Source organism: Litorisediminicola beolgyonensis, from assembly GCF_042679605.1.
GTDB lineage: Bacteria > Pseudomonadota > Alphaproteobacteria > Rhodobacterales > Rhodobacteraceae > Litorisediminicola > Litorisediminicola beolgyonensis.
Genome location: NZ_JBHTMU010000034.1, coordinates 32,925 through 45,134 on the forward strand (window position 1 = coordinate 32,925; position 12,210 = coordinate 45,134).

Sequence of the window (12,210 nt, forward strand, 5' to 3'; positions counted from 1 at the left end):
GGTCGCAAGGGGGCGCTGCCCCCTCTTGGCCTTCGGCCAATTCACCCCCGGCGGTATTTGTCGAAAAGAAGAAGCCTCAAGAGCGGTTGCGCGCCGCGCCGGACCGGGGCGCGCGGTTGGAGACCGCCGTCCCGGGGGAAGCGGGCGCGCGGCGCGCATCCGGGCTGGCGCGGATCAGTGGGCCGCGCCCTTCTTGCCGCCGAACACCGATGCCCAGAGCGGGCCGACGATCTTGGTGCCGATGGGGATCAGCACGAAGCCCAGCGCCAGTCCCAGAACTCCGTCGAGTGCCGCCGTCGTCACCCATTCCGCCGCGCCGCGCAGACCCTCGCCGACCGAGGCGCCCACGGCGACCGCCGCGTGGTGGATGATCTCCTCGGGCGCGTGCCAGCCGAGCTGGGCCAGGCCGTGCACGATGATCGAACCGCCGACCCAGATCATCGCAGCGGTGCCCACGACGGTCAGCACCTTCATCAGCCAGGGCATCAGCTTGACGATGAAGCGGCCGAAGGCGCGCGTCGCCCCCAGCCGTCCGATCTGCGCCAGCCAGAGGCCGATATCGTCGAGCTTCACCAGGATCGCCACGGCTCCGTAGACCGCGATGGTGATTAGCACGCCCACCATCGCCAGGGTGCCGGCTTCCATCCAGAAGGTGCTCTCGGGGATCGCCGAGAGCGCGATGGTCATGATCTCGGCAGAGAGGATGAAATCGGTCTTGATCGCGCCCTGCACCTTTTTCTCTTCGAGATGCAGGTCGCTGACCTTCTCGGTCTTCGGATCGTGCCCGGCCTCGCCCTTGTGGAAGAGCGCGTGGTAGATCTTCTCGGCGCCCTCGAAGCACAGGTATGCCCCGCCCAGCATCAGGAGCGGCGGGATCGCCCAGGGCGCGAAGGCCGAGAGCAACAGCCCCACCGGCAACAGGAAGACCAGCTTGTTGATCAGCGAGCCGCGCGCGATCTTCCAGATGATCGGCAGCTCGCGCGCGGGCGGGAAGCCCTGCACGTATTTCGGCGTCACCGCCGCGTCGTCGATCACCGCGCCCGCGGCCTTGGAGCCCGCCTTGACCGCCTGCCCGGCAATGTCGTCGACCGACGCCGCGGCCACTTTCGCGATACCGGCCACGTCGTCGAGAAGCGCAATCAATCCGGACATGTCTCACCCGTTCCTGGCGCCGGGACCGCCCCGGCGAATGTGCACATAGCGCGTCCCCCCCGGCGCGGCCAGAGCGCGGGCCGCGGTACACCATTGTGCACAATGTCATGCGCTAACAGGAGATTTAACGCTAACATATTGTCCCGGAATGCCTTTTTGCGTTGCGCCCACGCCACCCCCGGCCTAAGGCCCGGGCAGGTTTGTGCTGAACGGAAGGGAGTGGACATGACTGTCACGGTTGGGATCAACGGCTTCGGACGGATCGGACGCTCCACCCTCGCCCATATCGCCGAAAGCGCGCGCAACGACGTCCAGGTGGTCAAGATCAACGCCACCGGACCGATCGAGACCTCGGCCCATCTTCTGCGCTACGACAGCGTGCATGGCCGTTTCCCCGGCACCGTAACCGTCAAGGGCGACACGATGGATCTGGGCCGCGGGCCGATGCAGGTCTTCTCGACCTATGACCCCGAGGAACTCGACTGGGAGGGCTGCGACGTCGTGCTCGAGTGCACCGGGCAGTTCAACGACGGCCAGAAGGCGGACGTGCATCTCCGCCGCGGCGCCCGCAAGGTGCTGATCTCGGCGCCCGCGAAGAATGTCGAGCGCACCGTGGTCTACGGCGTCAACCACCGCGACCTGCGCCCCGAAGAGCGGATGATCTCGAACGGGTCCTGCACCACCAATTGCCTTGCGCCTCTGGCCAAGGTGCTGGACGAGGCGATCGGGATCGAGGGCGGCGTGATGACCACGATCCACTCCTATACCGGCGACCAGCCGACGCTCGACCGTCGCCACAGCGACCTCTACCGCGCCCGCGCCGCCGCGATGGCGATGATCCCGACCTCGACCGGTGCGGCCAAGGCGCTGGGCGAGGTGCTTCCGAACCTGCGCGGCAAGCTCGACGGCTCGGCCATCCGGGTGCCGACGCCGAATGTCTCGGCGGTCGATCTGACCTTCGAGGCGGGCCGCGACGTCACCGTCCAGGACGTCAACGAGGTGGTGCGCGAGGCCGCCTCGGGCCGGATGGGCATGGTACTGGCCTACGACCCCGAGCCCAAGGTATCGGTCGATTTCAACCACACCACCCAGAGCTCGATCTTTGCACCCGACCAGACCAAGGTCGTCGGTCGCCGCCTTGTCCGGGTCCTGGCCTGGTACGACAACGAATGGGGCTTCTCGGCGCGGATGGCCGATGTGGCCGGGACGATGGGCCGGCTGCTGCACTGACGCGCCGCTCCTTACTTGCTCGATTTGACGCCTCGCCGGTCCGGCGGGGCGTTTTTCTGTGCTTGGGCCGTTTCACGAAGCGCGAAATCGCCGCCTGAACCGGGGTTGCAGACCATGCCGCCTGCGCCTTCCGGTCGATAGCCGGGGACCGCGGGCACCGGCATCTCTGTCCTCACACAGCCCGGGCAATCCGCCCCGGCGCCTCGCCCGAAAGGACAGACCATGACGCTTCGTTCCCTCACCGCCGCCACTCTCCTTGCCGCCATTGCCGCCACAGGCGCGATGGCCTCCGAAGGCACCGTCTCGCCCGAGCAGGACAGCGCGATCCGCGAAAAGCTCACCGACGAAGGCTACGAGGTCCGCAAGATCGAGATCGAGGACGGCATGATCGAGGTCTACGCCCTGAAAGATGGCGGCATGTTCGAGCTCTACCTCGATGACCAGCTCGAGATCGTGAAAACCAAGGAGGAGTGACACCGCCCGCGCGCGGCTCATCCCCCAAGCGTGCCGCGCGCGCCCCTTTTCCATGACCCCAAGGAGGCCCGCCATGACCGAATATCGCGTCTGGGACCCGTTCATCCGTCTTTTTCACTGGGCGCTGGTCGCGGGCTTCGCCGCCAATGCGCTCGTCACCGATCCCGAAAGCGCCCTGCACGAGTGGCTCGGATACGCGATCGCGGCGCTCCTGGCGCTGCGGCTGGTCTGGGGTCTGGTCGGCCCGCGCTTCGCCCGCTTCGCGAGCTTCCTGCCGCACCCCGGAGCGGCGCTCGGCCAGCTCGACGACATCGCCGCGGGCCGCGCGCGGGTGCATCTCGGCCATACGCCGCTCGGCGCGCTGATGATCCTCAACCTTCTGGGCAGCGTCGCGCTTATCGCGCTCACGGGCTGGATGATGACCACGCCCACATGGTTCGGCATCGACTGGGTCGAAGAGGCCCACGAGGCGCTCGTCACCTGGGCCGAGATCTCGGTGATCGTCCATGTCGCCGCGGTGATCTGGGAAAGCCGCCGGACCGGCGTCAACCTGCCGCGGGCGATGATCACAGGTGTCAAACGCGTGCCGGAGAGTGCTAGCCTCGCGCCATGAGGCCCGCCTTCCCCACCCGCCCGGGGCTGCTTCTTGCCCTGATCGCCGCGCAGGTCGCCTGCGCGGTCTTCTACCTCGCCGACGTGGTCGAGGACATGCGGCTTGCGGGCGGCGTCAGCCTCGACGGCCATTCCGCCTTCGAGCTTCTGGCGACGCTGGTCCTCTGCCTGACGCTGGTCTTCGAATACCGCCTCCTCCTCGCCTATCGTCGCCGCGCGGCGCATCTGGAGCGGCAGGTCTCGGTCGCGGCCAGCGCCTTTCAGGACGTCATCGCCGAGCAGTTCGCGCTCTGGGGCCTGACCCCGTCCGAGCGCGAAGTGGCACAGTTCCTGATCAAGGGCTGCGACATCGCCGAGATCGCCCGGCTCAGGTCCTCGGCCGAGGGCACGGTGAAGTCGCATCTGAACGCGATCTACCGCAAGGCCGGGGTCAGCGGGCGCGGCGCGCTCCTGTCGCTCCTGATCGACGACCTGATGGACGCTCCGCTCCTGCCGCGCGACGCAGGAGCCCCTGTCGCCGAGGACACAGGCACCGAGATCGCCGCAGGATCGGCCCGTTTGTGACATGACAGCGCCGCCCGGACATGCGACGCCAAGGGCATCGTGTCGTCTACCCCTGCCGCAGGCTTCCCATGACCAACAAACTGGCCCTGTTCATCGGGTCCGCCCTGATCCTGGCCATCGTCGTCGACGGGTTGCTCTTCGGCACCGAACACTACGTCTTCCTCGGCAAGAAGTTCTTCGCCCTGCTCGAATGGACCGCCTTCTGGCGCTAGCTTGACCTCTGCGCGTCCCGTGTCACCTTGACGTGAGGACCGCGATTTGCTTGTTAGCGGTAACAGAACCCTGCAGACCGGACCTAACCCGGAGGAGATATCGACATGACCACCAAAGTCGCGATCAACGGCTTCGGCCGCATCGGGCGCAACGTTCTGCGCGCCATCGTTGAATCGGGCCGCACCGATATCGAGGTGGTGGCGATCAACGATCTCGGCCCGGTCGAGACCAATGCGCACCTTCTGCAATATGACAGCGTGCACGGCCGCTTCCCGGTCGAGGTCAAGACCGACGGCGATACCATTGACGTGGGCCGCGGCCCGATCAACGTGACCGCCATCCGCGACCCCAAGGACCTGCCCTGGGAGGGCGTCGATGTGGCGCTGGAATGCACCGGCATCTTCACCAGCCGCGAGAGGGCCGCCCTGCATCTCGAGAACGGATCGAGCGCGGTCCTCGTGTCCGCCCCTTGCTCGGACGCGCACAAGACCATCGTCTACGGCGTGAACCACCAGAGCCTCACCGCCGATGACAAGGTCGTCTCGAACGCGTCCTGCACCACCAACTGCCTGTCGCCGGTTGCCAAGGTTCTGAACGACGCAATCGGCATCAAGCGCGGCTTCATGACCACGATCCACAGCTACACCGGCGACCAGCCGACGCTCGACACGATGCACAAGGATCTCTACCGCGCACGCGCCGCGGCGCTCTCGATGATCCCGACCTCGACCGGCGCGGCCAAGGCCGTGGGCCTCGTGCTGCCCGAGTTGAACGGCAAGCTCGACGGCGTCGCGATCCGCGTGCCGACGCCCAACGTGTCCGTGGTGGACTTCACCTTCGAGGCCGACCGCGACTGTTCGGTGGACGAGATCAACGACGCGATCCGCGCCGCCGCCGGTGGCCCGCTCAAGGGCATCCTCGGCGTGACCGAGAAGAAGCTCGTCAGCTCCGACTTCAACCACGACCCGCATTCGTCGATCTTCGCGACCGACCAGACCAAGGTGATGGACGGCAATTTCGTCCGCGTCCTCAGCTGGTACGACAACGAGTGGGGCTTCTCCTGCCGCATGGCCGACACCGCCGTGGCGATGGGCAAGCTCCTCTGATCTGACGCCTTTCAGGCGATCTGGACCACGGAACGGCCGGGCCTCATGCGCCCGGCCGTTTCGCGTCCCGGACCTCGCTCAGCGAAGGCTCACTCCTGGATCGACTCGAGGTAATAGGCGATCGACAGGATGCGCCCGCGCGTCACCGCTTCCGGTCCGCCATAGACGCCGCTGGCCGAGGCCGCGTGGGATTTGAACACCGTGCCCCAGATCGGCATCGGCCCGCCATGCGCCTTGAGGCTCGTCCGCCCGTCGATCGTGTGGATGACCTTCAGCATCGGAAAGACCCCGTCATTCCCGGCGGAGAGCTGCGTCAGATCGGGGATCGCGACGTTCAGAAGCTCGGCCAACGGCCCCTGCCCCTTGCCGCTTTCGCCGTGGCACCCGGCGCAGCCTTCCATGAAATCGGTCTGTCCCATCTCGTCGGCAGTGGCGGTCGTGCCCGCCAGCGCGATGATCGAGAGAGCGAGTAGATGCGCGCTTGTCCGCATGTCTTAATCCTCCCTGTTGCCAAGGCAGCAGACGAGGCCGCTGCCCCCGTGCCCCTGTCGGCACAGGCTCCATTCCGGGGCACAAGGCCTTTGCGCACAATGATCTGGATCAATCTTCCCGGCCCGGTGGACGTCCCGGGGCAGCAGTCCGGCTCAGCGCTCGATCAGCGTGCTCCGCCAGTCCGACCGCCGCTCCCAGCCGCGAAGCTCCAGCTCCGGCCGGTCAAAAGCCTCCTGCGGATAGCCGAGACACAGAAGGCCCAACCCGTGCCAGCCAGCGGGCACGTCGAGCAGGCGATCGACCACGTCCGGCGTCAGGATCGACACCCAGCCGAGACCGATCCCCTTGGCCCGCGCCGCGAGCCAGAGCGTGTGGACCGCGGTCACGCAGGAATAGCGCCGCATTTCCGGCATGCTGGCCGCGCCGAGCCCGCGCCCCTGCGGGGTCGTCTCGTCGCAATAGACCCCGAGGACCACCGGCGCGTCATGCAGCCCGTGCAGCTGCAGCCGCTCGTAGCGCGCACGCCGCTCGCCCGAATAGGCCTGAGCCGCCTCCGCGTTGCAGGCATCGACATGCTCCGCAAGCGCCCGGCGCCGCTCCGGATCACCGACCCGGACAAAGCGCCAGGGCTGCGACAGCCCAACCGAGGGCGCGTGATGGGCGATCGCGAGGAGCCTATCGAGGCAGCCCTCGGGCAGAGGATCAGGGCGGAACCGGCGCACGTCGCGGCGGATGCGGACGAGCCGCTCGAACGCCTCGGCCAGGTCGGTCACTGGCCCGACCGCAGCTTTCGCAGCGACCGGTTGGCGGCGGCCAGCTTCTCGCCGGTGTCGCGGGTGAGCCTGTGTTCGACGACGAGCCGCAGGTCGGGATCGCGCTTCAGCTCCTGCCGCAGCACATCGCCCGAGATCACGAAAAGCCGCGCCGTCCTGGCAACGACCGCCGTCGCTGTCGCAGGACCGCCCGACATAACGTTGATTTCGCCGACAAAACCATCCGTCACCTCGCCGATCTCCTGACCGCCGCTGGTGATGACAATCCGCCCGTCGACCACGCAGAAGAGGTTGGTGACCGGCTCGCCCTCACGCGTCAGAAGCGTCCCGGTGCCGAGCTCGATCCAGTTGCCCGCATCGAGAAACCGCCGCGCCATGTTGGGCGTCATGTCCGGAAACTGCATCGCCAGGAAGGCGCGCTCCTCGGCGCTGAAGCGCAGCCGCATCCGCGCCAGCGCCATCCGCGCGAGACCGGCAAGGCTGATCGCGACCCAGGCAAGCTGGATCATCGCCGAGGCGCGGTTGAAGCTTTCGATGAGGCTGACGAGAACGAGACACGCGGCGGCGAGATTGGCCAGCGTGTAAGTCAGCCCCGACCCGCGCAGAACGCCGAGCTGAAGCGCCGCATAGGCCCCGAGATAGAGCGCAACGCCGATATATCCGGCCAGTTCAAACAGGCTGAGGTCTCCATCACCGGCCGCATCCGCCCCGAAGGCAGGCAAGAGATAATCCGGCCCCAGCCCGGAGCCAAGCGAATATTTCCAGGAGAGTCAGCTTAGGTCCGAACGGGGCAAGCCCTTCAGAACACGCCTTCTTCGCGGGCGATCAGCGCCGCCTGCGTGCGGTTCTGGACACCGATCTTGCGGTAGAGCGTTTTGACATGCAGCTTCACCGTCGGCTCGCGGATGTCGAGATCGCGCGCGATCTCCTTGTTCGACTTGCCTTCCGACAGCCCCCGCAGCACCTCGTATTCACGCTGGGACAGTTTCTCGCGCAAGGGATGCGACGAGGGATCGTCGCCGCCCCTGAGAAAGTCGATCGGCGCGTATTGCTCGCCGCGGGCCATGAAATGCACCGCGTTCACGAGGCTCTTTGCCGACAGCGTCTTGGGCAGGAACCCCGCCGCGCCCGAGGCCAGGACCTCTTCGGCGACGCTGCGCGTGGCGGTGCCCGAGATCACCGCAACGCGGTGATCGCCCGGGACGGAGCGCATGCGTTCGAGGCCCGACAGGCCGTTCATCCCGGGCATCGAGAAATCCAGAAGCACCAGATCGAAATCCGGCTCCTGCTTCACCCGTGACAGCGCCTGAGAGAAATCCGCCGCGGTCTCGGTTTCGATCCCGCCTTCGGCTTCGAGAAACGACACCAGCGTATCTCTCAATAGATCGTGGTCGTCGGCAATAAGAATACGCATAACAGTTTTGTCCCGCCGCGCGCTTGCGCGCTTGCCGCGGCACGCATCCTGCCGCGGTGGCAAATACTGTGCCGCAGCAGCCGTGAGCAATCAACACTTATCCCCATGATGGACGTTGTGACGCCGGGTCACCTATACTTAAGGCTAGTTTATTAAAGCCAAATTGCACTTTGCCCGACCCGCCGATCCATTAATGTGCGGACGCCGCAATTAATTGGAACTTTTCAGAAATGCACCGTGTAAGCCGTTTCATTTTCGCTGTTTTCGCGAGCGCGACGCTTCTGGTTTCGCCGGCGATTGCAGCCGACCCGCTTCCCGCGCCCGAGGGCGACGTTCTTCTCACCATCACCGGCGCCATCGGGCTCACCAACAACCCCGAGGGAGATGCCGCGCTCTTCGACCGCGCGATGCTGGAAGCCCTGCCCGTGCGCACCATCCGCACGGCGACGATCTGGACCGAGGGGGTTCAGGAGTTCACCGGCGTGCCGCTCGCCGATCTTCTGGAGCGGATCGAGGTCACAGACCGGCCCTCGCTCCGCGCTGCCGCGATCAACGACTACGCCATCGACATCCCCGCCGAGGATTGGGAGAACGACGTCGCGCTGATCGCCTACGAGCGCAACGGCGCCGAGATGAGCGTGCGCGACAAGGGGCCGCTTTGGGTCATCTACCCGTTCGACGATGCGCCCGAACTGAACACCGAGGTGCATTTCTCCCGCTCGATCTGGCAACTGGACCGGATCGAGATCAAGGAGTAACCCTGTAAGAGAGGCGCGCCGGGCGCCTGTCTTCAAGGGAGGTGGCGCACTGCGACGGACCCTGTCCGACCCCACGACGAAACCCACGCGCAGGTCGGTGACCTGGGCGATGCTGGTCGCGTTCGCGATCAGCGTCGCGGTCATGGCGTTCCTCGGGGTCTATGTCGTGCGCGCCATCGACGAGTTCGGCAATTCGCGCACCGACAACATGGAATGGACCATGTCGCAGTCGGAGGTCGAATATCTTCGCTATCGCGGCGCCATCGCCGATGCCGAGGCCGGCCGCGTCCCGCTCGATCTGCTCAGGCGGCGCTTCGACGTCTTCTACAGCCGCATCGACACGCTGGCCTATGGCGACACGTTTTTCGAGCTTCGGCAGGATCCGAACTACGCCGCCGATCTGCAGATGGTGCGCGACCACCTTGCCGAGACCGTGCTCCTGATCGACGGCCCGGACGCCGCGCTTCAGGCAGCCCTGCCCGGGCTGTACCGCGCAAGCTCGGAGATCAACGACGCGGTGCGCGACCTGACGGTGATCAGCGTCGCCTCGAATGCCGAAAGCGCGGTCTCCCAGCGCGCCGAGATCCTGCGCACCCTGGTCAAGCTGGCGGTGATCCTCGCGCTGATGTTTGCAGCACTCCTGGTGCTGGCGGCGGGCCTGATGCATCTCAACAGGCGTCTCAAGCAACAGACCTCCGAGATCCGCAGCACCGCCGAGCGCACCAAGGCCATCGCCGACACCGCGCTCGACGGGATCGTGGTCTGCGACAGCTCCGGCACCATCGTCGAGCTGAACCCCGCCGCGCTGCGGCTCTTCGGCCTGCCCTACGGCACGCCCATCGAGCGCAAGCTCAACGAGTTCCTCTGCCAGCGCGACGACCGGAGGCCCCTGGCCTTCATCGACGACGGTGTCCGCCCCGATCCCGCCGCGCGGCGCTTCGAGACCGAGGTCTGCGCCGATGACGGCCGCCGCTTCCCGGTCGAGATCGCCATCGACAGCGCCGGGCACGATCTCTTCGATCCGATCTACGTCGCCTATATCCGCGACATCTCGCGCCAGAAGGCGGCCGAGGACGCGCTGACCGAGGCGCGCGACCGCGCGCTGGCGGGCGAGCGTGCCAAGGCGCGGTTCCTCGCGGTGATGAGCCACGAGATGCGCACGCCGCTCAACGGTCTTCTGGGCACGCTGCAGCTCATGCGCGACACCGGTCTGTCGGAACCGCAGGACGATCTCCTCGACCGGACCGAACGCTCGGGCGAGATGCTCGTGGCGCTGGTCGACGACGTGCTCGACCTGTCGAAATTCGAAGCGGGCAAGCTCGACACCCTGCCCGAGCCGGTCTCGATCGACGCGCTGATGGCCAGCGTCATCGAGACCGCGCAGCCCCTGGCGCTTGCCAATGGCAACGTCATGGGCTGGACCTGGATCGGACCGCCCGAGGACCATGTCATGGCGGATGCGCGGCTCCTGCGGCAGGTGCTTCTGAACCTCGTCTCGAACGCGGTGAAGTTCACTCGCGACGGCAGCGTGCAGGTCGAGGTCGAGCGGCTCCAGGGCAAGGACGGGCAGCTCGAGTTCCGCGTCATCGACACCGGGATCGGCATCGAGGCCGCCGATCTCGACCGGATCTTCGAGGATTTCGAACGCATCGACAGCTCTTACGCGCGCGCTGCGGGCGGCACCGGCCTCGGCCTTGGCATTGCGCGCCGCTACACCCTCCTGATGGATGGCGATATCGGTGCCGAAAGCGAGCCGGGCGACGGATCGCTCTTCTGGCTGCGTCTGCCGCTCGCCCGCGTCGACGGGGACATGGTCAGTGCCGACGCGCCGCAGAGCGCCGAGGCGCCCGTCGCCCCGCGTCCGCTCTCGGTGCTCCTTGTCGAGGATAACGAGATCAACCGCTTCGTCGCCCGGCGGATGCTCGAAGCCGACGGGCACCGCGTCACCGAGGCCGGTGACGGCGCGGCGGGCGTCGCGGCCGCCGAGGCCGAGCGCTTCGACGCGATCCTCATGGACATCTCCATGCCGGTGATGGACGGCCAGGAGGCCGCGCGCCGGATCCGCGCGGGAAGCGGCCCCTCGAGCGATGCGCCCATCATCGCCGTCACCGCCCACGCCCTGCCCGACGAGGTCGCCCGCTTCCGCAGCGCGGGCATGCAGCATTGCATCGGCAAGCCGGTGGATCGCGGTCTTCTGCACCGCATCCTCGGCCGCGTCGCACAAGAGCGGAAGGGACCCGGCCAGCCGCCCCGTCGGGCGCTTTTCGATCCCGAACACCTGATGTCGATGCGCAACTCGCTGCCCGCCGAGATCTACGACGCGCTCATCGCCCGGTTCCGCAACGAGACGACCCGCGCCATCGCGGTGCTGAACGATCCCGAGACCCCGCCCGAGGAGGTCGCGACCACCGCGCACCAGCTCTCGGGCAGCGCCGCGGCCTTTGGGGCCGAAGCGCTCCGCGCCGATCTCGCGCGGATCGAGACCGATGCCAAGGCGGGACGGCGCATCCAGCGCGAATTGCGCGAACGTCTGGCGCTCAACTGGCGCCGCACCGACAAGGCGCTGTCGGAATGGCGCCCGGAGCGCACCGCGGCGGAGTGAGGCTCAGCCGCCGATCCGCTCCCAGAGATCGAACTCGTCGGAGCATTTGCGCCGGAGCTTCGCCTCGAGCCCGGGATCGAGCGCGATGTCGCGGCGGGGCGAGACATTCTCGCGCGGGAGATCGAGTGTCAGGCCGAGGCGCTCTTCGAGAAACCCGATGATCCGGCCCTGCTCTTCGTAGCGGAAGAAATGGGTGACCTCGGTTCCGTTCGGGCGCGGCTCCACGAATTTCGACTGCGCGCCGATATTGGCGAAGGCGGGCTTCTCGCCCTGCAGATAGGCCGCGACGAAGGCGTCGAAGCTGATCCCGGCGGTGGAGGTCGGCTTGCCCTCGAGGAACGGGCGCTGGCGGTAGCGATACCAGGAGCCGAGCCAGGAGATCGGCTCGCGGATCACCGCCATGACCTCCATGTCCTCGGCGCCCGCCTTTTCGAACATCGGGCGGAAGAAGCGGTTGTAGCGGTAGACCGGCGCGTGTTTCAGCTCGGGCGGATCGTTGACGACCATCGAGGCGTGGGGCCCGAGCGCGCGCGCATAGGCCGAGGTGCCGGTCTTGGGGACCGCGAGAAAGACGAGCCGCTCTTTCCAGAAGACCAGCATGGGGCCGCTCCCTTGTTCTGCGCCGCCCCTGCCTAGCGCGGGCGCCCCGCGGCGCCTAGGGTGCGCCCTGCGCTCCGTCCTGCGCTGATGCAGCGGGGACTCAAATTCCCCGGTGACGCGCTATCGCGCTGTCCCGGTCGGGCCGCGCCCCCGGTGCCGCGCTGACGCGCTGGCCCGGTCGGACCACGCCCCCGGTGACGCGCTGACGCGCTGGCCCGGT

At 67.2% G+C, this 12,210-nt stretch carries 14 protein-coding genes; 8 read left to right on the plus strand and 6 right to left on the minus strand.

The window, feature by feature from the left end:
* Positions 1–174: 174 nt before the first annotated feature.
* Positions 175–1,152, minus strand: coding sequence for a DUF808 domain-containing protein (locus ACFQ4E_RS16070; protein WP_386805336.1), 978 nt, complete (start codon positions 1,150–1,152; stop codon positions 175–177).
* Positions 1,153–1,377: 225 nt separating this feature from the next.
* On the opposite strand from ACFQ4E_RS16070, the gene gap (ACFQ4E_RS16075) reads away from it, so the two are divergent.
* The 6 genes from gap (ACFQ4E_RS16075) to gap (ACFQ4E_RS16100) all read left to right on the plus strand — a co-directional run bounded on the left by gap (ACFQ4E_RS16075) (position 1,378) and on the right by gap (ACFQ4E_RS16100) (position 5,351).
* The gene (gene gap, locus ACFQ4E_RS16075) at positions 1,378–2,382 is read left to right on the plus strand and encodes a type I glyceraldehyde-3-phosphate dehydrogenase (RefSeq protein ID WP_386805338.1); all 1,005 of its coding nucleotides are present in this window, start codon (positions 1,378–1,380) and stop codon (positions 2,380–2,382) included.
* A gap of 222 nt (positions 2,383–2,604) precedes the next feature.
* On the plus strand, positions 2,605–2,856 hold the full coding sequence (locus ACFQ4E_RS16080; protein ID WP_386805340.1) for a PepSY domain-containing protein: 252 nt from the start codon (positions 2,605–2,607) through the stop codon (positions 2,854–2,856).
* Between the two features lie 73 nt (positions 2,857–2,929).
* The gene (locus tag ACFQ4E_RS16085; protein WP_386805342.1) at positions 2,930–3,469 is read left to right on the plus strand and encodes a cytochrome b/b6 domain-containing protein; all 540 of its coding nucleotides are present in this window, start codon (positions 2,930–2,932) and stop codon (positions 3,467–3,469) included.
* Entirely contained in the window at positions 3,466–4,032 is a 567-nt protein-coding gene (locus ACFQ4E_RS16090; protein WP_386805344.1) for a helix-turn-helix transcriptional regulator, read from the plus strand. The genes ACFQ4E_RS16085 and ACFQ4E_RS16090 overlap by 4 nt, the downstream gene beginning before the upstream one ends.
* Positions 4,033–4,100: 68 nt before the next feature.
* The gene (locus ACFQ4E_RS16095) at positions 4,101–4,244 is read left to right on the plus strand and encodes a hypothetical protein (RefSeq protein WP_386805346.1); all 144 of its coding nucleotides are present in this window, start codon (positions 4,101–4,103) and stop codon (positions 4,242–4,244) included.
* A 105-nt stretch (positions 4,245–4,349) separates the two neighbouring features.
* Positions 4,350–5,351, plus strand: coding sequence for a type I glyceraldehyde-3-phosphate dehydrogenase (gap, locus tag ACFQ4E_RS16100; RefSeq protein ID WP_386805348.1), 1,002 nt, complete (start codon positions 4,350–4,352; stop codon positions 5,349–5,351).
* 89 nt (positions 5,352–5,440) lie between these two features.
* Here gap (ACFQ4E_RS16100) and ACFQ4E_RS16105 read toward each other — a convergent pair whose 3' ends face one another.
* From ACFQ4E_RS16105 to ACFQ4E_RS16120, 4 genes are all read right to left on the minus strand, one after another.
* Positions 5,441–5,842: a c-type cytochrome gene (locus ACFQ4E_RS16105; protein ID WP_386805350.1), complete on the minus strand. Its 402-nt coding sequence runs from the start codon at positions 5,840–5,842 to the stop codon at positions 5,441–5,443.
* A 153-nt stretch (positions 5,843–5,995) separates the two neighbouring features.
* Positions 5,996–6,616: a 5,6-dimethylbenzimidazole synthase gene (gene bluB / locus ACFQ4E_RS16110; RefSeq protein ID WP_386805352.1), complete on the minus strand. Its 621-nt coding sequence runs from the start codon at positions 6,614–6,616 to the stop codon at positions 5,996–5,998.
* Complete coding sequence (locus ACFQ4E_RS16115) at positions 6,613–7,338, minus strand: Crp/Fnr family transcriptional regulator (protein WP_386805355.1); 726 nt, start codon at positions 7,336–7,338, stop codon at positions 6,613–6,615. The genes bluB and ACFQ4E_RS16115 overlap by 4 nt, the downstream gene beginning before the upstream one ends.
* A 77-nt stretch (positions 7,339–7,415) precedes the next feature.
* Positions 7,416–8,030, minus strand: a complete 615-nt coding sequence (locus ACFQ4E_RS16120; protein ID WP_386805357.1) for a response regulator — start codon at positions 8,028–8,030, stop codon at positions 7,416–7,418.
* Positions 8,031–8,260: 230 nt separating this feature from the next.
* Here ACFQ4E_RS16120 and ACFQ4E_RS16125 point away from each other — a divergent pair, with 230 nt between their 5' ends.
* Entirely contained in the window at positions 8,261–8,788 is a 528-nt protein-coding gene (locus tag ACFQ4E_RS16125) for a molybdopterin-dependent oxidoreductase (RefSeq protein WP_386805358.1), read from the plus strand.
* A gap of 109 nt (positions 8,789–8,897) precedes the next feature.
* On the plus strand, positions 8,898–11,390 hold the full coding sequence (locus tag ACFQ4E_RS16130) for a hybrid sensor histidine kinase/response regulator (protein WP_386805360.1): 2,493 nt from the start codon (positions 8,898–8,900) through the stop codon (positions 11,388–11,390).
* 3 nt (positions 11,391–11,393) lie between these two features.
* Here ACFQ4E_RS16130 and ACFQ4E_RS16135 read toward each other — a convergent pair whose 3' ends face one another.
* Positions 11,394–11,990, minus strand: a complete 597-nt coding sequence (locus ACFQ4E_RS16135; protein ID WP_386805362.1) for a gamma-glutamyl kinase — start codon at positions 11,988–11,990, stop codon at positions 11,394–11,396.
* Between the last annotated feature and the right edge of the window lie 220 nt (positions 11,991–12,210).

Coding starts and splice junctions, on each gene's coding strand:
- ACFQ4E_RS16080 (WP_386805340.1), top strand. CDS start 2,605: ATGACGCTTCGTTCCCTCACCGCCGCCACTCTCCTTGCCGCCATTGCC.
- ACFQ4E_RS16135 (WP_386805362.1), bottom strand. CDS start 11,990: ATGCTGGTCTTCTGGAAAGAGCGGCTCGTCTTTCTCGCGGTCCCCAAG.
- ACFQ4E_RS16120 (WP_386805357.1), bottom strand. CDS start 8,030: ATGCGTATTCTTATTGCCGACGACCACGATCTATTGAGAGATACGCTG.
- ACFQ4E_RS16090 (WP_386805344.1), top strand. CDS start 3,466: ATGAGGCCCGCCTTCCCCACCCGCCCGGGGCTGCTTCTTGCCCTGATC.
- gap (WP_386805338.1), top strand. CDS start 1,378: ATGACTGTCACGGTTGGGATCAACGGCTTCGGACGGATCGGACGCTCC.
- ACFQ4E_RS16070 (WP_386805336.1), bottom strand. CDS start 1,152: ATGTCCGGATTGATTGCGCTTCTCGACGACGTGGCCGGTATCGCGAAA.
- ACFQ4E_RS16130 (WP_386805360.1), top strand. CDS start 8,898: ATGCTGGTCGCGTTCGCGATCAGCGTCGCGGTCATGGCGTTCCTCGGG.
- ACFQ4E_RS16105 (WP_386805350.1), bottom strand. CDS start 5,842: ATGCGGACAAGCGCGCATCTACTCGCTCTCTCGATCATCGCGCTGGCG.
- ACFQ4E_RS16085 (WP_386805342.1), top strand. CDS start 2,930: ATGACCGAATATCGCGTCTGGGACCCGTTCATCCGTCTTTTTCACTGG.
- ACFQ4E_RS16125 (WP_386805358.1), top strand. CDS start 8,261: ATGCACCGTGTAAGCCGTTTCATTTTCGCTGTTTTCGCGAGCGCGACG.
- ACFQ4E_RS16095 (WP_386805346.1), top strand. CDS start 4,101: ATGACCAACAAACTGGCCCTGTTCATCGGGTCCGCCCTGATCCTGGCC.
- gap (WP_386805348.1), top strand. CDS start 4,350: ATGACCACCAAAGTCGCGATCAACGGCTTCGGCCGCATCGGGCGCAAC.